The organism is Streptomyces sp. NBC_00400, from assembly GCF_036048035.1.
Classification (GTDB): Bacteria; Actinomycetota; Actinomycetes; order Streptomycetales; family Streptomycetaceae; genus Streptomyces.
Genome location: NZ_CP107940.1, coordinates 7,120,952 through 7,140,712 on the forward strand (window position 1 = coordinate 7,120,952; position 19,761 = coordinate 7,140,712).

Genomic DNA, 19,761 nt, shown 5'->3' on the forward strand with positions numbered 1-19,761 from the left:
GCGCACCGACGCCCCGCAGGCCGCACCTGCGGCAGCCGTACGCGGAAGGGTTGCCGCTGCCTCGCGCTCACAGCGTCAGCAGCATCGCCAGCATCCCGATGCCCATGGCCACCCGGCAGGCCCGCAGCACGCCGGGCGGCCCGGCGTCCGCCGGCACCAGCCGGACCCCGGCAGCGATCACATACACCGTGTAGTAGGCGAGCAACAGGCCCGTCAGCAGCGGCACCCCACCCGGCCCGGCATGCTCCATCACGCCCATCGCACCCATCGGCTCCGCCCGCCCCATCGACCCCATGGAGCCCATGGAGCCCATCGCGCTCATCGAACCCGCCTGGCCCACCGAGCCCGCCGCGTTCATCCGATCCGACGGCACGGCCATCGCGAGCGCCATGTACACCATGGCGAACGTGCCCACCGCATGATGCAGATGCCGCCGTGCCAGCGCCCACACCCCGGCCGCCGTGAAGACGGCGGTGAACATCCAGGGCGACCACTGGGGCGGTGTCACGGCCGACGCGGGCAGCGCCATCGCCGCCATGCCCAGAGCCATCAGGCCTTCGCCGCGGGCATCCCCCCGGTACGCGTCCGGCCCGGTACGCGCCCGGACGAGGCAGTACGCAGCGGCCGCGGCACACAGCAGCACCAGCAGCCAGCCGACCAACGGCGGTGCGTGCACGGCCCACCTCCCCGAGTACCGCCTGAAGCGCGGATCGGGTGCAGAATGCCCGGCCGGGCCCCGGCACACGGGAGCGCACGGACGCACCGAGGGGGAGCGTGCGGCCTCCCGGACTCAGGGCCGGTAGCGCAGCGGATGCTCCGCCGGAACCTCCGTCAGCACGATCCGATGGCCGTCCGGGTCGGCGATCCACATCTCGACGAGCCCCCACGGCTCCTTCACGGGCGGCCGCAGCACCTCCACCCGGTGCGCCAGGAGCTCCTGGTGCGCCGCTGCCGCGTCCGCCACCTGGAGCCACAGCTGGAGGGTTCCGGTGGCCGGCGCCGTGGCGCGGCCGGAGACCTCCAGGAAGCCGCCGCCGAGGAAGTAGACCGTGCCGCGCTCGGGTCCCGTACCGAATTCCCGGTAGATCTCCAGCCCCAGCGCCGTGCCGTAGAACGCCCGCGACCGCTCGGGGTCGGACGGCCGCAACAGCACCCTGCTGCTCAGTACGTGCACCATGGCAGGACCCTACGCCGCCGGAGCCGCGCCACCGGGCCGCTGCGGTCGCAAGGTCATGACGAATGGCCCTGACATGACGTCCGTGCCGCTTGTTAGCCTCCGCTCAGCCCTTCGTCCGGCCTCGAGAGGACTGCGCACACCATGCCCACCAGCGAGCTGACCTTCCGTACCGCCCACGACGCCGATATCCCCGGGCTCGTCGACCTCATCGAGTCGGCGTACCGAGGGGACGCGAGCCGGGCCGGCTGGACGACGGAGGCGGACCTGCTGGCGGGACAGCGCACCGACCCGGAGGGCGTCGCCGCCGTGCTGCGGGGCGAGAGCGGCCGGCTGCTCGTCGCCGAGCGGGATGCCACCCTGATCGCCTGCTGCCAGCTCGAACACCGTGGGGACCATGTGTACTTCGGGATGTTCGCGGTACGCCCGGAGCTCCAGGGCGGCGGCCTCGGCAAGGTGATTCTCGCGGAGGCCGAGCGGACCGCCCGGAACCTCTGGGGCACCGGCGAGATGCGGATGACCGTCATCCGGCAGCGTGACGAGCTGATCGCCTGGTACGAGCGCCGCGGCTACCGGCGCACCGGGCAGCTCACCCCGTTCCCGTACGGCGATGAGCGCTTCGGCATTCCGCAGCGCGCCGACCTGGAGTTCGAGCTGCTGGTCAAGCCGCTCGGCTGAGAGCCGGCCGGCCGGGAGCTCCCGGCCGGACAGCGCCGGGCGGGCCGGCCGGCGCCGCTCACAGCCGTCCCGCCTGGATGATCCGCCGCAGGAACTGCCGGGTGCGGTCCTGCTGCGGGTCACCGAAGACCTGCTCCGGCGTCCCGCGTTCCACGACCACCCCGCCGTCCAGGAAGCACACCTGGTCGGCGACCTCCCGCGCGAAGCCCATCTCATGGGTGGCGATGACCATGGTCATGCCCTCTTCCTTGAGATCGCGGACCACGCCGAGTACTTCCCCGACCAGCTCGGGGTCGAGCGCCGCGGTGATCTCGTCGAGCAGCAGCAGCCGGGGCCGCCCGGCCAGCGCCCGGACGATCGCGACCCGCTGCTGCTGACCGCCGCTGAGCCGGTCCGGGTACTCCCCGGCCCGCCCGCCGAGCCCGAGCCGGTCCAGCAGCTCGTGGGCCCGCGCCTCCGCCTCGGCGCGCGGTACCCCGTGCACCCGGCGGGGCGCCAGCGTGATGTTGTCCAGCACCGTCATGTGCGGGAAGAGGTTGTAGGCCTGGAAGACCACGCCGATCCGGCGGCGCACCGCGTCCACGTCCGCCCGCGGATCGGTGATCTCCGCGCCGTCCAGGAAGATCGCACCGTCGTCGATCTCCTCCAGCAGATTCGCGCAGCGCAGCAGCGTGGACTTGCCCGACCCCGAGGCGCCGATCAGCGCCGTCACGGTGTGCGGCGGGACCGCCAGATCCACATCGCGCAGCACGACCGTGCCGCGTCCGTACGTCTTGCGCACGGACTCCAGCCGCAGCACCGGGCCGCCGCCGGGCGTTGCCTTCCCGGCCGTCTCGCCGGCCGGCCGCGGGGCGTCGTTGGTCGTGCTCATACGAGTCCTCCCTGGGCGCGCCTGCGGTCCATGCGGGCCGTGACCCAGTCCGTGCACCGCGTCATGGGGATCGTCAGCGCCACGAAAACGAGCCCGGCCACGACATACGGAGTGAAGTTGAAGTCCTTGCCGGCGATGATCTGTGCCGCGTAGACGGCATCCACCGCACCCGCGATGGACACCAGACCGGTGTCCTTCTGCAGCGAGACCAGATCGTTCAGCAGCGGCGGCACCACCCGCCGTACCGCCTGCGGCAGCACCACGAAGCGCAGCGCCTGAGCGCCGGTCAGGCCCAGCGACCGGGCCGCGGCCCGCTGGGAGGGGTGCACCGATTCGATGCCCGCCCGGAAGACCTCGGCGACATAGGCCGAGTACGTCAGCACCAGCGCGGAGCCCCCGAGCAGCACGGGATCGGTGGTCACGCCCTGCAGCCGCAGCGCCGGCACCCCGAAGACCACCATCAGCAGACAGATGATCAGCGGCAGGCCGCGGAAGAAGTCGGTGTACGCGGCGGCCAGGGCACGCAGAGGGAAGAACACCGGGCCGCGCAGCGTCCGGGCCACCGCCAGCAGCAGCCCGAGCACCAGCACCGCCGCCCCGCACACCACCAGCAGCCGCAGATTCAGCAGCAGCCCCTCCAGCACCTTCGGCAGCGCCTTGGCGGCGTACTCGGCGCTGAAGAACGTCTCCCGGGTCCGCGGCCAGCCGGGGGAGCGGGTGATGACGAGGTAGAGGACGGCGGCGGTGACCAGGGTGCTCAGCGCGGCGACGGCGGTGGCGCGCCGGGTCCTGGCCCGCCGGAAGCGCTCCCGCTCGATCCGCCGCTGCGAGGGCACGTACCCGTCGTCGGCCCCGTCCCGTGTCGTCAGCAGTTTCGACACACCTTCTCCGTACGTCACTTGAGCACCGGGACGGACACGGCGTCGGTCAGCCACTTCTTCTCCAGCGCGGCGAGGGTGCCGTCCTTGCGCAGCGCCTCCACCGCGGCCGTCACACACCCGGTGATCCGGCTCTCCTTGTCCAGGACCAGGCCGAACTGTTCCTTGCCGGCGCCGGCGCCGGCGGCCGTGAACTGCCCGACCACCTCGGCGTCCTTCACCTCCGCCGAGGTGATATAGAAGGCCGTCGGCAGATCGGTGAGGATCGCGTCCACCTGACCGTTCTTCAGCGCGGACTTGGTGAGGTCGTTCTTCTGGAAGACGGCGGGCGGCTGGTCCGGCCGGACGGTGTCATTGATGACGTCCAGACTGGTGCTGCCGACCTGCGCGCCGAGCTTGAGATGACGGAGGGCGGCGATGCTCTTGGCATGCGCGGCCCGGGAGCCCTTGAGCGCGGTGACCGCCTGGCGTACGTCGTAGTAGCCGGCGGAGAAGGCGACGGCCCGCTTGCGCTCGGCGCTGATGGAGACCTGGTTGATGTCGAAGTCGAACTTCTTCTGGCCGGGCGCGAAGGCGTTGGCGAACGGCACGGTCTGCCAGCGCACCGCGCCCTTGCCGTAGCCCAGTTGGCGGGCGACGGCATAGGCGACGGCCGATTCGAAGCCCTTGCCACTGGCCGGGTCGTCGTCCTGGAACCAGGGCGCGTAGGCGGGCTTGTCGGTGCCGACCGTGAGCTTGCCGTCCGCCACGGTGGTCAGTTTGCCGCGGTCACAGCTCTGTTTTCCCTGCCCGGCGGCCCCCGGACCACCGGGGGACTCGTCCTGCGGGGCACAGCCGACGGCCGCGGCGAGCAGCGCGACGGTGGCGCAAGCGGCAAGGCGGAGAGGGCGGTTGGCGAGGCGCATGGCGGGAGAGTGGCAGGGCGCGAGGCCATTTGTCGAGATCACCGGGGAAACGTCCGCATGGTGGAAGTGCATTGCGGCACGGTGAACTGCACATTTCCCGGTCGCCGGGGTGGGGACCGAAGAGCCCGACGAGTCGTCGGTACGCCCCACCCGGCTCAAAACGTCCTGCACCGCTTCACGCCGTGAACCTGCACCGCCTCACGCCGTGAACCTGCACCGCCTCACGCCGTGAAGCGGACCGCCCGCCGGATCTCCGGCTGGTCGGTCACCACACCGTCCAGACCGAGGCCGCGCGCGAGACGCAGCTGATCATGCGTGTTGACCGTCCAGCCCACGACCTTCAGATGCGCGGCATGCGCTCGCTCGACCAGTTCCAGGGTGAGCCGGCGGATGTTCAGCGAGAGCATCGTCGCGCCGACGGCCCGCGCACGGTCGACCACGTCCGCGCCGTACCGGCTGCCGACCAGCGCGGTCCGCACGCCGGGCAGCAGGGTCCGGATCGCGGCCAGCGCCTCGTCGTGGAAGGAGATCACATCGACCCGGCCGACCAGATCGCGCGACCGCATCACCTCGGCCAGCGCCTGCGCGGCCGCCACGTCCTTGATCTCGGCCTGCAACGGCGCCTTGACCGCTTCGACGACCTCCTCGAAGACGGGGATCCGCTCGCCCCGGCCGGCATCGAGTTCGCGGAGTTCGGCGAGGGTGCGCTCGGCGATCGGGCCGGCGCCGTCGGTGGTCCGGTCCACATCCGCGTCGTGCATCACCACGAGCGCGCCGTCCTTGCTCAGATGCAGATCGAGTTCGATGACATCGAGGCCTTCGTGCTCGGCGCGCACGAAGGAACGCAGGGTGTTCTCCGGCTCCACGCCCATCATCCCGCGGTGTCCGATGGTGAGAAAGGACAAGGCTGCCTCGCTTCTGTCGGCTCGGTGCTGGTGTCGGCTCCGTACCCGTGCCGACCGTCGGGTGTCGGCAACGGCGCTACGAAATGGCGCACAGCCTAACGGGACCGACCGGCGGAAAACGGGCTGCCGGACCGGACCGCGGTGTGTCCAGTACGGGTACCCGCCATATCCGGCTTCAGACCGCCTCACCCTCGCGTGGGCGAGTCCTTGCCGCGCTGACGGCGTGCCCCGCGGACCCGCCGTACGACAGCGGCCCCCCGGCCGTATGGCATATGCCACACGGCCGGGAGGGTTTCCCTGCCGTCGAAGGGCCGGAGGAACCGCCGAAACCCTTGGCATTACTGGGAGGAAGTGTCGCCCATGCCGTCACCGACAGGAAAAAGACGCGCGAGTGCGGGGTGTCGACAGAATAATTTTCAACGACTCCCCTTGAGTGGGTCATCCTTGGCTGGTTACCGTGTTCTGACAACACGATCTATCGCCGGAGGGCAGTCATGACGGAAATTCTTTCGCCTGTGGGTGTCCGGGAGGCCACCACGACCGCGGAGAGCGTGGTCGCGCACCCGGCGTGGCCCGTGCTCAAGGACGCGGTCGAGACCATCCGTCCCTGGCAGTCCAAGGACGGCTCCATAGACCTGGAGGCGGAGGGCGCGCCCACCGCCGAGGCCGTCCGCGCGGAGGTCGACACGATGGCCGCGGCCGTCCGGGAGCTCGCCCCGCTGCTGCCGCACAACGCCGCCTACCACCAGGCCCTCGCCGCCGACCTGCGCCGCTGGGCCGACGGCGGCTTCGGAGTGCCGGATTTCCTGGACTCCCTCCTCGCCTTCCAGCCCGCCGGGCAGCGCGCCGACGGCCTCCAGCACCTCGTGCTGTTCCCCATGTACACCCAGAACGGCAACCCGGACCGCAACTTCGAGGCCGTCGTCCTGCGCATGGTCTGGCCGGACTGGCTCGCCGAACTGGAGCGCACCCGCTACGACAACGCCCTCTTCTGCGGCATCACCTTCGAGGACTTCACGGCCGGCTACGACACCAACTCCGCGGTGCTCTTCCCGGAGACCATCGCCGTGCGCGAGGCCCCCGAGCGGTTCAGCTGGGGCGGGATCTTCTGTGACCGCGAGGCCGCCCGCTTCCGCCGGGTCAGCGAGGCCGCCATCGAGACACTGGGCGTCGAACTCCCCGCGGACATCCGCGAGATGCTGGCCGACCAGGAGCGCTGCCAGGAGGCATTCGTCCTGTGGGACATGGTGCACGACCGCACCCACAGCCACGGTGACCTGCCGTTCGACCCGTTCATGATCAAGCAGCGCCAGCCGTTCTGGATGTACGGCCTGGAGGAGCTGCGCTGCGACCTCACCGCCTTCAAGGAGGCCGTGAAGCTGGAGGACGAGGGGTACTCCCAGGCCCGCGATGTGCAGTTCGCCGTGATCTTCGACCGGATGTTCCGGTTCCCCGTCACCGGCGACCGGGTCCGCAACTACGACGGCCTCGGTGGCCAGCTGCTCTTCGCGTACCTGCACAAGCACGACGTCGTACGCTGGACGGACAACACACTGCACATCGACTGGGAGCGGGCGCCCAAGGTCACCAACCAGCTGTGCGGCGAGATCGAAAAGCTCTACCGCGACGGCATCGACCGGCCGAAGCTGGTCCACTGGTTCGCCGCGTACGACCTCGTCTCGACCTACCTCGCACCGCACCCGGGCTCGGTCTGGGCCAAGGGCCCCGATGCCCTCGACCTCGACCAGCCGCCGCGCAAACTCGTGGACGACGTGCTCCCCGACGAGTTCCCGCTGAGCATGTTCTACGAGGCGCTCGCCAAGAAGCTGCGCACTGTGATCGCATCCACCAAGGGCATCACGGCCCACAGCGATGAATTGGCGGCGGCATGACGAACGACCGGAACACCCGGCCGAAGGCCGTCCAGGAGCAGGACGAGGAGGCGACGGAGATGGTTACTTCGACGGGCGGCCAGGGGCCGCTGGAGGGTGCGGTCATCGCGGTGGCGGGAGCGGCCGGACCGGCCGGCCGCGCGACCCTGCTGCGACTGGCCGAAGCGGGTGCGGTGGTGGTCGGCTCGGACTCCCACCCCGAGCGGCTGGCGGAGGCCGTGGACGCGGCCCGCTACGCCCACGGCGGCGCCACGGTCATAGGGGACACCGTCGACCTCCTCGACCTCGACCAGACCCGCGAGTGGGCGGCTCGTACGGAGAAGGAGTTCGGCCGGATCGACGGCCTGGTGCACCTCGTCGGCGGCTGGCGCGGCTCCTCCACCTTCGCGGAGACCGACCTCGCCGACTGGGACATGCTGCACAAGCTGCTGGTCCGCACCGTCCAGCACACCTCGCTCGCCTTCCACGAAGCCCTCGAACGCAGCGGCAACGGCCGCTTCCTCCTCACCAGCGCGGCCGGCGCCAGCAAGCCCACCGGGGGCAACGCCGCCTACGCCGCCTCCAAGGCCGCCGCCGAGGCCTGGACGCTCGCCATGGCGGACGGCTTCCGCAAGTCGGGGGGTGAGGCGGGACCGCGCGCCGCTGCTGCGATCCTGATCGTGAAGGCGCTCGTCAACGACCAGATGCGCGCCGAGCGACCGAACGCCAAGTTCGCGGGCTTCACGGATGTCACGGAGCTGGCCGAGGCCATCGCCGGGGTCTGGAGCCGGCCCGCCCAGGAAGTGAATGGACAGCGTCTGTGGCTGACCCCCGAGCCGTGACCGGAGCGAAGACCGACGCCCGGCGGCATCACGACCCCGAGATACGCGGCTTCGCCAGCGACAACTACGCCGGCGCGCACCCCGAGGTGCTTGCCGCGCTCGCCCTTGCCAACGGCGGCCATCAGGTCGCCTACGGCGAGGACGAGTACACCGAGCACCTGCAGCGTGTCTTCCGCAGCCACTTCGGGCAGCGCGCCGAGGCGTTCCCGGTGTTCAACGGCACCGGCGCCAATGTCGTCGCCCTGCAGGCCGTGACCGACCGCTGGGGGGCGGTGATCGCCGCCGAGTCCGCGCACATCCATGTCGACGAGTGCGGTGCACCCGAGCGGATCGGCGGGCTCAAGCTGCTCACCGTGCCCACCGAGGACGGCAAGCTCACCCCTGAGCTGATCGACCGCGAGGCGTACGGCTGGGACGACGAGCACCGCGCCATGCCGCAGGTCGTCTCGATCACCCAGAGCACGGAGCTCGGCACGGTCTACACGCCCGACGAGATCCGGGCGATCTGTGAACACGCGCATGAGCGCAACATGGTGGTGCACCTCGACGGCTCGCGGATCGCCAATGCCGCGGCGACGCTCGATGTCCCGATGCGGGCGTTCACCAACGCCGTGGGCGTCGACATCCTCTCCTTCGGCGGCACGAAGAACGGCGCCGTCTTCGGCGAGGCCGTGGTCGTGCTCAACCCCGACCGGGTGCGCGCCATGAAGCACCTGCGCAAGCTGTCCATGCAGCTGGCCTCCAAGATGCGCTTTGTCTCCGTCCAGCTGGAGGCACTGCTCGCCAAGGATCTGTGGCTGCGCAACGCCCGGCATGCCAACACCATGGCGCAGCGGCTGGCGGCCGGGGTGCGGGGGATCGACGGGGTGGAGATCCTTTACCCCGTGCAGTCCAACGGCGTGTTCGCCCGGCTGCCGCACGATGTGAGCGAGCGGCTGCAGAAGCGCTATCGCTTCTACTTCTGGGACGAAGCGGCCGGTGTGGTGCGCTGGATGTGCGCGTTCGACACCGCCGAGGAGGACGTCGACGGCTTCCTCGCCGCACTCCGCGAGGAGATGGGCCGCTAGCTCCGGCGCCACCGCGAACTGAATAGCTATGCGCTCGGACGAAAAGTCATTGACTCTCGACCGGGCGCATCGCTACGTTCCCCGGGTATGGAGCTGATCCAGAACACCCCGGAAATCGCTGCCTACTTGGCGGCCGACGAGGTCATCGACCACGATCATCCGCATGTCGCGGCCACCGCCGCCGCCCTCGCCGCCGAAGCCCGCAGCGCATATGCATACGCCAAGGCCGCCTTCGAGTTCGTCCGCGACACCATTCCGCACAGCGCGGACTCCGGTGACCTGCGTGTCACCTGGCGCGCCTCGGACGTGCTCGCACAGCGCACCGGCATCTGCTACGCCAAGGCGCATGCGCTGGTGGCCCTGCTGCGTGCGAGGGGCATCCCTGCCGGGCTGTGCTACCAGAAGCTCGACACCGTCCACGGCCTGATCGCCGTCCGGCTGCCGGGCGAGGACCGCTGGGCGCGGCAGGATCCACGGGGCAACAAGCCGGGTGTCGACGCGCAGTTCCGTCTGGACCGTGAGCAGCTGGCCTTCCCCGTACGGCCCAGGTCCAATGAAGTGGACCACCCGGTGCTATTTGCTGAACCGCACCCGGCCGTGCTGCAATGCCTCCAGGAGGCCGTCGACCGGCCTCACCTCTGGCAGATGCTCCCCACCGATCTCTGAGGAACGGCCCCGATGCCCAGCCCTTCGCACGTCTCCGGCACGACCTGTCGCCTGCACGTTTCCGACGAGGTGCGGGACCTGGCGCCCGGTTTCGGCTATCTCGCCGTCGAAGCCCACGGTCTGACCAACGGGCCCAGCGACGAGGCCGGCGCGGCGCTCCTGGACGAGGCCACCCGCCGCCTCGCCGGGCGTCTGGACGGACGCGCCCCGCAGGACGATCCGCACCTCGCCGCCTGGCGCGCCGCGTACACCGCCTTCGGCAGCAAGCCGTCGCGCACCCGCAACTCCGCCGAGGCGCTGGCCAGGCGGGCGCTCGCGGACGGCGGCCTGCCCCGCATCAACCGCCTCGTCGACCTCTACAACGCCCTGAGCGTCGCCCACCTCATCCCCGTGGGCGGCGAGGACCTGGACCGCATCCAGGGCGGTATGCGGCTCGTGCGGGCCACCGGCGACGAGCCCTTCCAGACCGCGGCCGGCGGCGCCGAGACCGTCGAGCACCCCGATGCGGGCGAGGTGGTCTGGTGTGACGACGAGGGCGTCACCTGCCGCCGCTGGAACTGGCGGCAGGGGGTACGCACCCGCCTGACCGAGGACTCGGTCAGCGCCCTCTTCCTGCTGGAGCGGATGGCTCCCCTGCCCCTCGACGCACTGAGCGCCGCGGGCGCCGAGCTGGCCGAGACGCTGCAGAAGGCCTGCCCCGGCGCCCGTATCGAGATCGGCGACATCTGGACCCCGTGAGCGGGCCCGCCGGACCGGCCGCCCCGGGTACGGGGCGGCGACGGTGTGCTCCGGCCGCCGGGTCCGCTATCCGGCGGACCCGGGCGCGGCGGGTGCCGTGCCGCCGAGGTGGGCCGGCATCCACCAGGTGTCCTCGGCGTCCTTGGGGCGTACGGGGTAGGCGCGCTGCGCCGCCTCCAGCAGGTCCTGCACACGGGCCCGCAGCCGGTCGGTGATCTTCTCGGCCTGCTCGGCCGGATCGGCCTCCATCGGCTCGCCCACCCGGATCGTTATCGGCAGGTGGTTCCGGCCCAGATCGCGCTTGTGGCCCTTGGTCCACAGCCGCTGGGTGCCCCACAGTGCCACCGGCAGCAGCGGCACCCCGGCCTCCTGGGCCAGCCGCACCGCACCCGACTTGAAGGTCTTGAGGGTGAAGGACTCGGAGATCGTCGCCTCGGGGAACACCCCGATGATTTCGCCCGAACGAAGGGCGGACAGCGCGTGCTTGTAGGCGTGCATCCCCTGCGCACGGTCCACGGGAATGTGCTTCATGGCGCGCATCAGCGGCCCCGACACCTTGTGCCGGAACACCGATTCCTTCGCCATGAAGCGCACCAGCCGCTTGGCGGGCCGCGCCGTCAGTCCGGCGAAGACGAAGTCCAGGTACCCGATGTGATTGCTCACCAGAACCGCCCCGCCGCGGCGCGGAATGTGGTCCGTCCCGGCGATGTCGAATTGCAGATCGAGCGCCTTGAAGAGGGTGCGGGCGGCGCCGATCACCGGCGGATAGACGAGCTCTGCCATTGTCCGGAGGACCCCTTTTCCACGCCTGGGGAGGGTTCTCCCGGCGGAAACCTACGCAGCCGTAACTGCGACTTTCGGGAGATCGTGCCCGATGTCGGCCGTGGCGGCCAGCGCGGCGGCCGTCAGGACCGGGAGATTCTCGTCACGTGGCGACCCGCTCAGCCGGCCGCTCTCCGCAGCAGAAGATACCTCTCGCGCCCCAGGCAGCAGCCGAAGGCGGCGTGGAGAAAGGCCGCCGCGAGCGCACAGCCGGTGGCCGCGAGCCCCGGCCACTGCGGCCCCACGACGTAACCGGCCGGCCCCGCCACCGCGAAGAACAGCCCGACGCGCTGGGCGAAGCGCGGCGGGGCGGCATCCTCGAACTCGGCTGCCGCGGACAGCCGCCCGAGGACCGGGGAATCTTTGCGGTCTCGTGAACGCTGCACCCGTCGATGACTGGACTCATGGTGTGCATCGCGGTGCTCGCGGCGGCGAGCGCCTTCGGCATGTGGCACCGACGCCGTAAGGGGAGGCCGATGGTGCACGAGCGGGACGACGGGGCGCGGCTCGATGCCGCCGGGATCGGCGCGGAGCTGGGGGAGCGGGCCACCCTGCTGCAGTTCTCCAGCGCCTTCTGCCAGCCCTGCCGGGCCACCCGGCGCACCCTGGCCGAGGTCGCCGGGATGGTCGCGGGGGTGGCCCATGTCGAGATCGACGCGGAGGACCACCTGGACCTCGTACGGCGGCTGGAGGTGGAGCGCACTCCCACCGTGCTGGTGCTCGACGCGGACGGCGCGATCGTGCGCCGCGCCGCCGGACAGCCCAGGAAGGCGGACGTCATCGCGGCGCTGGGCGCGGCCGTCCGTGATTGATCTCCCAGATGGCGGGCGCCCCTTGACGCTGTGGGTCACACATCGTCACTCTGACGTGATGCGGCCAGGAACCCTTCTGTACGGACGCGCCCACGTCGATCTTCTGCGGACCGCCAGCGCCCGCTGTCCGGGCGTGTGAGCAGCGACGACACCACCGCCGCCGACCGCTGCACGGCCGTCGGCGGCTCTTTTCGGGCTCGTACACCACAGCAGAAGGACAATTCCATGACGGCCTCGCCCGGCCTCGGTACGCCTCGCACCGCCTCCCCCGAGCTGCTGCGCTCGGTCTTCCGGCAGCACGCCGCCGGCGTTGCGGTGATCACCGCGCACGGCTCCCGCCCCGTCGGCTTCACCGCCACGTCCCTCACCTCCGTCGCCGCCGACCCGCCGCTGCTGTCGTTCGGCATCGGCACCGGTGCCTCCAGCTGGCCGGCCGTCTCGGAGGCCGAGCACATCGGTGTCCACATACTCGGCGAGCACCAGCAGGAACTGGCCGCCACCTTCGCGCGCAGCGGCGCCGACCGCTTCGGTCCGGCCACCTCCTGGCGCGCAGGCCCCGAGGGGGTGCCCCTCCTCGACGGCGTACTGGCCTGGCTGGTGTGCCAGGTCGTGGCGCGGGTGCCGGCCGGTGACCACCGCATCGTCCTCGCCCGGCCCGTCGTCGGCGACCCCGCGGGACCCGGCCGTCCGCTGCTCTACCACCAGGGACGCTTCAACGCGCTGAGGGACTGACGGGTTCCCGTTCCGATGCTTCGTCCGCCGGTCGGGTCCGTTGGCAAGGTCACATTTCGACGGCCTTGCTTCGGGGCACGAGAGTCGATGTACTGGCGAGTAATATGACGGTCGGCGTGGGGAACCGCAACCGACCGGGAGCCGCCCCGACAGGCGCCTATGCTGCCAGCACAAGGCAGTTCTGAAGAGACGAAGCAGGTAGGAGAGCCGGCGTGAGCCTGAGGATCGTTGTCTGTGTGAAGTACGTGCCCGACGCCACCGGCGACCGGCACTTCGCCGAGGACCTGACCGTCGACCGTGACGATGTGGACGGTCTGCTCTCGGAGCTCGACGAGTACGCCGTGGAGCAGGCCCTGCAGATCAAGGAAGCCGCCGACGACGCGGAGATCACGGTTCTCACGGTCGGCCCCGAGGACGCCAACGACGCGCTGCGCAAGGCGCTGTCGATGGGCGCCGACAAGGCCGTCCACGTCGAGGACGACGACCTGCACGGCACCGACGCGCTCGGCACCTCGCTGGTGCTGGCCAAGGCCATCGAGAAGACCGGTTACGACCTGGTCGTCTGCGGTATGGCCTCCACCGACGGCACGATGGGTGTGCTGCCCGCGCTGCTCGCCGAGCGTCTGAACGTTCCTCAGGTCACCCAGCTCTCCGAGGTGTCCGTCGACGGTGGCAAGGTCACCGGCCGCCGGGACGGTGACACCGCCACCGAGCAGCTGGAGGCCGCGCTGCCGGCCGTCGTGTCCGTCACCGACCAGTCGGGCGAGGCGCGTTACCCCTCCTTCAAGGGCATCATGGCCGCCAAGAAGAAGCCGGTGGAGTCCCTGGACCTGGAGGACCTGGAGATCGAGGCGGACGAGGTCGGCCTCGAGGGCGCCTGGACCAAGGTCGACGGCGCCGCCGAGCGTCCGGCCCGCACCGCGGGCACGATCGTCAAGGACGAGGGCGAGGGCGGCAAGCAGCTCGCCGAGTTCCTCGCGGGCCAGAAGTTCATCTGAGCCGCAGTCCTTTCCACCGCCCTCATTCTTCCCGCAGGAGAGCAATCCCATGGCTGAAGTCCTTGTCTACGTCGACCACGTGGACGGCGCCGTCCGCAAGCCCACCCTCGAACTGCTCACCCTCGCCCGCCGCATCGGCGAGCCGGTAGCCGTGCACCTCGGTGCGAAGGCCGAGGACGCCGCGAAGATCCTCGGTGCGCACGGCGCCGTGAAGGTGCTGGCCGCCGACGCGCCCGAGTTCGCCGCATACCTCGTCGCCCCCAAGGTCGACGCGCTGCAGGCCGCCTATGACGCGGTCTCCCCGGCGGCCGTGCTGCTGCCGTCCTCCGCGGAGGGCAAGGAGATCGCTGCCCGCCTCGCGCTGCGCATCGGCTCCGGCATCATCACCGACGCCGTTGACGTCGAGGCCGGCGACGAGGGCCCGGTGGCCACGCAGTCCGTCTTCGCGGCCTCGTACACCACCAAGTCCCGCATCACCAAGGGCACCCCGGTCATCACCGTCAAGCCCAACTCGGCCGCCCCGGAGGCCGCCCCGGCCGCCGGCACCGTCGAGCAGCTTGCGGTGACCGTCGCCGACTCCTCCAAGGGCACCAAGATCGTCTCGCGCACCCCGCGCGAGTCGACCGGCCGCCCGGACCTGACCGAGGCCGCGATCGTGGTCTCCGGTGGCCGCGGGGTCAACGGCGCCGAGAACTTCCCGGTCATCGAGGCGCTTGCCGACTCGCTCGGTGCGGCCGTCGGCGCCTCGCGTGCCGCGGTGGACGCCGGCTGGTACCCGCACACCAACCAGGTCGGCCAGACCGGTAAGTCGGTCTCGCCGCAGCTGTACATCGCGGCGGGCATCTCCGGTGCGATCCAGCACCGCGCCGGTATGCAGACCTCGAAGACGATCGTCGCCATCAACAAGGACGAAGAGGCGCCGATCTTCGAGCTGGTCGACTACGGCGTGGTCGGCGACCTCTTCGACGTCGTGCCGGCCCTCACCGACGAGGTCAAGACCCGCAAGGGCTGACCACCGTCCCGCCGGAGCCCGGCTCCGGACCTCGCACGAGGCCCCGTACGCACCGCGTGTACGGGGCCTCGTGCCGTGGCGGCACCCGCGGCCGGGCGCCGCGCCGTCAGCTGCCGGTGACCCCGTCGATCCGCTCGCGCAGCAGGTCCGCGTGGCCGTTGTGCCGGGCGTACTCCTCGATCATGTGGACGTAGATCCAGCGCAGGTTGAGGGTGCGCCCCGGGCGCGGGGAGAAGGTCTCGTCCAGCCCGTGGTCCGCCACCGCCTTGTCGCAGGTCTCGATCTCGGCGCGGAACGCGGCGACATCGCGCTCGGCGCCGGCCGGGTCGGCGTCGTGGAAGTCGGCGTCCGGGTTGCCGTCGGTGAAGTACAGGTCGCCGATCCGCTGCCCCAGGAAGCGCACCCGGAACCAGGTGCGTTCGACGTCGGCCATATGGCGCACCAGGCCGAGCAGGGTGAGGGCGGACGGCGGTGCGCTCGCCTCGACGAGCTGGTCGGACGTCAGGCCCGCACACTTGGCGAGCAGGGTGTCACGGTGGTGGTCGAGCCAGCCTTGCAGCATCTCCCGTTCGCCGGCCGTGGTCGGGAGTGCTCTGCGTTCGATGGGGGGTGCGATCCAGGTCATGAGGGCGAGTCTGGCGGCGCCGCGGTCGCCTCGCCACGGAGTTTCCGAAGTCCTGCCGTACGCCCGTGACCTGCGCCGCCGTGGGGGAGGGTGTTGACCTCGGCAAACCGACCCAGTTAACTTCGCTATACGGATTGTTGATTCCGTTGAGCGGAAAGCGCTCGATCGGCGGGCGTGCGCACCGGGAGGGTATCGAATGGGGCAGCAGGAGACCGTGGCGACGAGCCTCGCGGACACCGTACGCGAGGGAATCGGAGCCGCCCTCGCCCAGGTGGACGCGGATCTGGCGCGGCGCTACCCGGGCGACCCCGGCACCCGCCAGCCGGTCCACACGGTCTACGTCCCCGGCGACGTCTTCGCCGCCGGCACCCTGCGCTCCTGGGGGGATCAGGCGCTCGCCGCCCTCGACGAGCACGCCCCCGACGCCGGTACGCTCGCCGCCGTCCTCGGTATTCCCGACCCGCTCGCCGCGGACGTCCACGACCGCGTCCGCGCCAAGCTGGCCCGTGAGCCGATCGAGGACCTGCGCATCGACTTCGAGGACGGCTACGGCCCCCGCCCGGACGCCGAGGAGGACGAGGCCGCGGCCCGTGCCGCCGCCCTGGTGGCCGCCGCCTACCGGGAAGGCACTGCCGCCCCCTCCATGGGCATCCGGATGAAGTGCATGGAGGCCGCCGTCCGCGACCGCGGTATCCGCACCCTCGACATCTTCCTCACCGGCCTCATGGAGGCCGGCGGCCTGCCCGACGGCCTGGTGCTGACCCTCCCGAAGGTGACTTACGCCGAGCAGGTCACCGCCATGGTCCGGCTGCTGGAGGCCTTCGAGGGGGCGCACGGCCTGGAGAGCGGCCGGATCGGCTTCGAGATCCAGATCGAGACCACTCAGTCGATCCTGGGCGCCGACGGCCGCGCCACCGTCGCCCGCATGATCGAGGCCGCCGAGGGCCGCGCCACCTCCCTGCACTACGGCACCTTCGACTACAGCGCCTCCTGCGGTGTCAGCGCCGCCCACCAGTCCCTCGACCACCCGGTGGCCGACCACGCCAAGGCCGTGATGCAGGTCGCCGCCGCGGGCACCGGCGTCCGTCTCTCCGACGGGTCCACCAACGTCCTGCCGGTCGGCCCGACGGAGCAGGTGCACGCCGCCTGGCGCCTGCACCACGGCCTGGTGCGCCGCTCGCTGGCCCGTGCGTACTACCAGGGCTGGGACATGCACCCGGCTCACCTGCCCACCCGTTACGCGGCGGTCTACACCTTCTACCGCGAGGGCCTGGAGCAGGCCGCGGCCCGGCTCGCGGCCTATGTCGCCAAGGCCGGCGGCGATGTCATGGACGAGCCCGCCACCGCCAAGGCGCTCAGCGGCTATCTGCTGCGCGGTCTGGACTGCGGCGCCGTGGACACCGCCGAGGTCGCCCGGCTGACCGGGCTGACCCGCGCCGACCTGGACGCGCTCGCCGGGCGCCCGGCCGCCACGGTCTGAGCGCACGGCCCGTTGCCTCGGGCGGCCCAACGGGCCGCGCGGCGCAGGCAGTTGGCCGGTTGGCCGCCGCGACCGCTTGTGGCCCCGTACGCCCCATGAGGCCCCCGCCCGACCGGCGGGGGCCTCGTCGTACGTCAGCCCGCAGCCGGCGCCAGGTCGTCGAGATGGGCGCGCAGGACCGTGGCGCAGGTCTGTGCGTCCAGCACGTCGGGCCGTAGTACGGCGGTGAAAGCGAGGCCGTCCAGGAGGGACGTCAGCCGCTCGGTCTCGGTGTCGAGGGTGAGCCCCGCACGCAGTCCGCCCGCCGTGTCGAGGCGGGCGAGGATGCGGCGGACGAGGGTCCGGGTGGCGGTGGCGGTCTCCTGGGCGAGGTCGTCGATCTCGGGGTGCGTCCGGGCGGCGGTGGTGAAATCGACGAGGACGGTGACCTCGGCGCGCCGGCTGTCGTCCAGGGGCAGCAGCTCGGAGAGCAGTTCCACCGCGCAGCGGCGGATCTCGGGCCCCGAAAGCCCGTCCAGATCGCCCAACTCGTCGATACGGCGCTGGAGTCGGTCGCCGACCCGGTCGACCATCGACCGCATCGCAAAGCGCATCAGCTCTTCCTGGCCGGCGAAGTAGTGCCGGACCGAACCGATGTTGAGCCCGGCCTCGTCGGCGACGGTGCGCAGCGAGGCGCGCTGGAGGCCGTCGCGTACCACGACGCGGAAGAGGGCGTCGACGACCTCGCGGCGCCGGGCTTCTCGGTCCACCTGTTTGGGCATGGCCCCTTTGTATCACGGCTGTGATAAATTGTTTTGTATCACACCCGTGATACAAAGAATGGAGGGGTAGCCGTGGAGCGGGTTCTGAACCTTCTTCTCATCCGATTCGGCCTGATCGCGGGCGGCCTGGTGGTGCTGGCGCTGCTGGTTTTCGCCGTGGCGCTCGTCCTCAAGCGCCGGGGGAAGCTCGGTGCGGCCCGGCGGTGTGCGGCACCCGCCGCGCAGGCCGTGAGCCGCTATCTGGACGACCGGGGCGCCGCGCGGGGCCGTGGCGGGGCGTCCCGGGGCGGCGCATCGGTGGCCGGTGCGGTGGTGCGGGCGGCGGCCCGTCACCTGGACGACGACGGGCGCGGGCGGCGGCACGAACGGGAGCCGGGGCGCGGTGAGGCCCGGTGACCGGCCTCGGCCCGGTGACCGGCCTCGGCCCGGTGACCGGCCTCGGCCCGGTGACCGGCCTCGGCCCGGTGGCCGGCGGCGGCCCGGCATGCGCCGCCCTCGCCCGGGGTGGAGCAGGCGGCGAGGGCGACGGGGGATCCGACCTCCTCGCCCACCTGTTGGCCGACGCCGCGATCAAGGGCGTCATCGTGATCGTCGCGCTGATCGTGCTCGCGCTGGGGATGGTGCTCATCTGGAAGAAAGCGGGCCGGGCAGGGGACCCGCAGCGGGACGACCGGTGATCCCCTGTCCGGAACCTCCCCGGGGCCGCCGCGGAGCCGACCCGGGGCTTCCCGGACCCGACCCGGAACATCCCCTTGGGCGCGGAGCTTCCCCGGCCCGGCCCAGGCCAGCCCACCCCAGCCCGCCCCGCCGTGTCCGCAGGGCGTCCGGCCCCCGGCCGCCGGGGAGTTCAGCTCTCCGCGGGCGGGATCTCGCCCGAGCCGCGGGCGATCAGGCGGGTGGGGATCTCCCTGTGCTGCGGCGGGTCCTCGATGCCCTCCAGGCGGCGGAAGAGCAGACCGGCGGCCGTCCGGCCCATGCGGGCGGGGTCCTGGGCGACGACCGTGATCGCGGGCCGGACGAGATCGGCCAGCTCGAAGTCGTCGAAGCCCACCAGCGCGACGGGGCGCGGGCGTTCACCGAGGACGCGTACGGCGGTGACGGTGACCCGGTTGTTGCCCGCGAAGAGGGCGGTGACCGGCTCGGGGGCGTCCAGCATCGCGGTGGCGGCGGCGCGTACGCACTCGGGTGCGGTGGAGCCGAGCGACACCCAGGAGTCGTGGGCGGGCAGTCCCGCCGCGGCCATTGCGGTGCGGTAGCCGCGCAGGCGTTCGCGCGCGGTGTGGATCCGCGGCTGGTCACCGATGAAGCCGATCCGGCGGTGGCCGTGCGCGATGAGATGGGCCACCGCGTCCTGGGCACCGCCGAAGTTGTCGGAGACCACCACATCGGCATCGATCCGGCCGGGCGGGCGGTCCACGAACACGGTCGCTATCCCGGCCGCGATTTCGGGTTCCAGATAGCGGTGGTCGTCGGCGGCCGGGATGATGACCAGCCCGTCGACCCGCCGTGCGCACAGCGCCAGCACCAACTCCTGTTCGCGCGCCGGGTCCTCGGCGCTGGAGCCGTTGATCAGCAGTGCGCCGTGACCGCGGGCGACTTCCTCGATGGTGCGGTTGAGCGGGCCGTAGAACGGGTCCGCCAGATCCTCCAGCACCAGGCCGATGCTGGCGGTACGCCCCTTGCGCAGGATCCGGGCCGAGTCGTTGCGGCGGAACCCCAGGGCCGTGATCGATTCCTGGACGCGTCGTTCGGTGTCCGGGGTGACGCCCGGTTCGCCGTTGACCACGCGGGAGACCGTCTTGAGGCCGACCCCGGCGCGCGCCGCGACATCCTTCATCGTGGGCCGGGTGCCATAGCGGCGGGAGGTGCCCCGCGCGGTGTCGGTCACGGTGTGCGGTCCTGATTCTGTCGGCGCCAGGTGTGG

23 protein-coding genes and 1 pseudogene are annotated in these 19,761 nt (G+C 71.4%); 13 read left to right on the plus strand and 11 right to left on the minus strand.

What is annotated here, in order from left to right; genetic code table 11:
- Window positions 1-67: 67 nt before the first annotated feature.
- Window positions 68-676 (minus strand): DUF5134 domain-containing protein, encoded by a 609-nt coding sequence (locus OHS81_RS31240; RefSeq protein ID WP_328388778.1) that lies wholly within the window; start codon window positions 674-676, stop codon window positions 68-70.
- A 114-nt stretch (window positions 677-790) separates the two neighbouring features.
- Window positions 791-1,177: a VOC family protein gene (locus tag OHS81_RS31245; RefSeq protein ID WP_328388780.1), complete on the minus strand. Its 387-nt coding sequence runs from the start codon at window positions 1,175-1,177 to the stop codon at window positions 791-793.
- A gap of 141 nt (window positions 1,178-1,318) precedes the next feature.
- On the opposite strand from OHS81_RS31245, the gene OHS81_RS31250 reads away from it, so the two are divergent.
- Window positions 1,319-1,852 carry a GNAT family N-acetyltransferase gene (locus OHS81_RS31250; protein ID WP_328388782.1) on the plus strand — a complete coding sequence of 178 codons (534 nt, stop codon included), beginning with the start codon at window positions 1,319-1,321 and terminating at the stop codon, window positions 1,850-1,852.
- A gap of 58 nt (window positions 1,853-1,910) precedes the next feature.
- On the opposite strand, the gene OHS81_RS31255 is transcribed toward OHS81_RS31250, so the two are convergent.
- The 4 genes from OHS81_RS31255 to OHS81_RS31270 form a co-directional block, all read right to left on the minus strand.
- Window positions 1,911-2,723: an amino acid ABC transporter ATP-binding protein gene (locus tag OHS81_RS31255; RefSeq protein WP_328388784.1), complete on the minus strand. Its 813-nt coding sequence runs from the start codon at window positions 2,721-2,723 to the stop codon at window positions 1,911-1,913.
- Window positions 2,720-3,604 carry an amino acid ABC transporter permease gene (locus OHS81_RS31260; protein WP_328388786.1) on the minus strand — a complete coding sequence of 295 codons (885 nt, stop codon included), beginning with the start codon at window positions 3,602-3,604 and terminating at the stop codon, window positions 2,720-2,722. Before OHS81_RS31260 ends, OHS81_RS31255 begins: the two co-directional genes overlap by 4 nt.
- Before the next feature lie 14 nt (window positions 3,605-3,618).
- Window positions 3,619-4,506, minus strand: a complete 888-nt coding sequence (locus tag OHS81_RS31265; protein ID WP_328388788.1) for an ABC transporter substrate-binding protein — start codon at window positions 4,504-4,506, stop codon at window positions 3,619-3,621.
- A 221-nt stretch (window positions 4,507-4,727) separates the two neighbouring features.
- Window positions 4,728-5,411, minus strand: a complete 684-nt coding sequence (locus OHS81_RS31270; RefSeq protein ID WP_328388790.1) for a glycerophosphodiester phosphodiesterase — start codon at window positions 5,409-5,411, stop codon at window positions 4,728-4,730.
- 494 nt (window positions 5,412-5,905) lie between these two features.
- Between OHS81_RS31270 and OHS81_RS31275 the strand changes: the two genes are divergently transcribed.
- The 5 genes from OHS81_RS31275 (at window position 5,906) to OHS81_RS31295 (ending at window position 10,595) form a co-directional block, all read left to right on the plus strand.
- Window positions 5,906-7,303 carry a DUF6421 family protein gene (locus OHS81_RS31275; RefSeq protein ID WP_328388792.1) on the plus strand — a complete coding sequence of 466 codons (1,398 nt, stop codon included), beginning with the start codon at window positions 5,906-5,908 and terminating at the stop codon, window positions 7,301-7,303.
- Window positions 7,304-7,362: 59 nt separating this feature from the next.
- Window positions 7,363-8,124, plus strand: coding sequence for an SDR family NAD(P)-dependent oxidoreductase (locus tag OHS81_RS31280; protein WP_328391539.1), 762 nt, complete (start codon window positions 7,363-7,365; stop codon window positions 8,122-8,124).
- Window positions 8,121-9,191, plus strand: coding sequence for a threonine aldolase family protein (locus tag OHS81_RS31285; RefSeq protein WP_443033716.1), 1,071 nt, complete (start codon window positions 8,121-8,123; stop codon window positions 9,189-9,191). Before OHS81_RS31280 ends, OHS81_RS31285 begins: the two co-directional genes overlap by 4 nt.
- Window positions 9,192-9,278: 87 nt before the next feature.
- Window positions 9,279-9,857, plus strand: a complete 579-nt coding sequence (locus OHS81_RS31290; RefSeq protein WP_328388796.1) for a transglutaminase-like domain-containing protein — start codon at window positions 9,279-9,281, stop codon at window positions 9,855-9,857.
- Between the two features lie 12 nt (window positions 9,858-9,869).
- Entirely contained in the window at window positions 9,870-10,595 is a 726-nt protein-coding gene (locus tag OHS81_RS31295; RefSeq protein ID WP_328388798.1) for a B3/B4 domain-containing protein, read from the plus strand.
- Between the two features lie 66 nt (window positions 10,596-10,661).
- Here the strand turns inward: OHS81_RS31295 and OHS81_RS31300 are convergent, their stop codons facing one another.
- Both OHS81_RS31300 and OHS81_RS31305 read right to left on the minus strand, forming a co-directional pair.
- Entirely contained in the window at window positions 10,662-11,378 is a 717-nt protein-coding gene (locus tag OHS81_RS31300) for a lysophospholipid acyltransferase family protein (protein ID WP_328388799.1), read from the minus strand.
- Between the two features lie 158 nt (window positions 11,379-11,536).
- Window positions 11,537-11,761: pseudogene (locus OHS81_RS31305) on the minus strand (DUF4395 family protein); the annotation flags it as partial.
- A 48-nt stretch (window positions 11,762-11,809) separates the two neighbouring features.
- On the opposite strand from OHS81_RS31305, the gene OHS81_RS31310 reads away from it, so the two are divergent.
- From OHS81_RS31310 to OHS81_RS31325, 4 genes are all read left to right on the plus strand, one after another.
- The gene (locus OHS81_RS31310) at window positions 11,810-12,229 is read left to right on the plus strand and encodes a TlpA family protein disulfide reductase (protein WP_328388801.1); all 420 of its coding nucleotides are present in this window, start codon (window positions 11,810-11,812) and stop codon (window positions 12,227-12,229) included.
- A 225-nt stretch (window positions 12,230-12,454) separates the two neighbouring features.
- Entirely contained in the window at window positions 12,455-12,961 is a 507-nt protein-coding gene (locus tag OHS81_RS31315; RefSeq protein ID WP_328388803.1) for a flavin reductase family protein, read from the plus strand.
- A 212-nt stretch (window positions 12,962-13,173) separates the two neighbouring features.
- Window positions 13,174-13,959, plus strand: a complete 786-nt coding sequence (locus OHS81_RS31320) for an electron transfer flavoprotein subunit beta/FixA family protein (RefSeq protein WP_086716699.1) — start codon at window positions 13,174-13,176, stop codon at window positions 13,957-13,959.
- A 49-nt stretch (window positions 13,960-14,008) separates the two neighbouring features.
- Entirely contained in the window at window positions 14,009-14,971 is a 963-nt protein-coding gene (locus OHS81_RS31325; protein WP_328388806.1) for an electron transfer flavoprotein subunit alpha/FixB family protein, read from the plus strand.
- A gap of 106 nt (window positions 14,972-15,077) precedes the next feature.
- Here OHS81_RS31325 and OHS81_RS31330 read toward each other — a convergent pair whose 3' ends face one another.
- The gene (locus tag OHS81_RS31330) at window positions 15,078-15,596 is read right to left on the minus strand and encodes a DinB family protein (protein ID WP_328388808.1); all 519 of its coding nucleotides are present in this window, start codon (window positions 15,594-15,596) and stop codon (window positions 15,078-15,080) included.
- A gap of 196 nt (window positions 15,597-15,792) precedes the next feature.
- On the opposite strand from OHS81_RS31330, the gene OHS81_RS31335 reads away from it, so the two are divergent.
- The gene (locus tag OHS81_RS31335; protein ID WP_328388810.1) at window positions 15,793-17,076 is read left to right on the plus strand and encodes a DUF6986 family protein; all 1,284 of its coding nucleotides are present in this window, start codon (window positions 15,793-15,795) and stop codon (window positions 17,074-17,076) included.
- A gap of 134 nt (window positions 17,077-17,210) precedes the next feature.
- Here the strand turns inward: OHS81_RS31335 and OHS81_RS31340 are convergent, their stop codons facing one another.
- On the minus strand, window positions 17,211-17,837 hold the full coding sequence (locus OHS81_RS31340; RefSeq protein WP_328388812.1) for a TetR/AcrR family transcriptional regulator: 627 nt from the start codon (window positions 17,835-17,837) through the stop codon (window positions 17,211-17,213).
- 72 nt (window positions 17,838-17,909) lie between these two features.
- Here OHS81_RS31340 and OHS81_RS31345 point away from each other — a divergent pair, with 72 nt between their 5' ends.
- A complete protein-coding gene (locus OHS81_RS31345; protein WP_328388814.1) occupies window positions 17,910-18,233 on the plus strand; it encodes a hypothetical protein in 324 nt (107 codons plus the stop codon).
- Window positions 18,230-18,514, plus strand: coding sequence for a hypothetical protein (locus tag OHS81_RS31350; protein ID WP_328388816.1), 285 nt, complete (start codon window positions 18,230-18,232; stop codon window positions 18,512-18,514). Before OHS81_RS31345 ends, OHS81_RS31350 begins: the two co-directional genes overlap by 4 nt.
- A gap of 170 nt (window positions 18,515-18,684) precedes the next feature.
- Here the strand turns inward: OHS81_RS31350 and OHS81_RS31355 are convergent, their stop codons facing one another.
- Complete coding sequence (locus OHS81_RS31355) at window positions 18,685-19,725, minus strand: LacI family DNA-binding transcriptional regulator (protein ID WP_328388818.1); 1,041 nt, start codon at window positions 19,723-19,725, stop codon at window positions 18,685-18,687.
- Window positions 19,726-19,761: the final 36 nt, after the last annotated feature.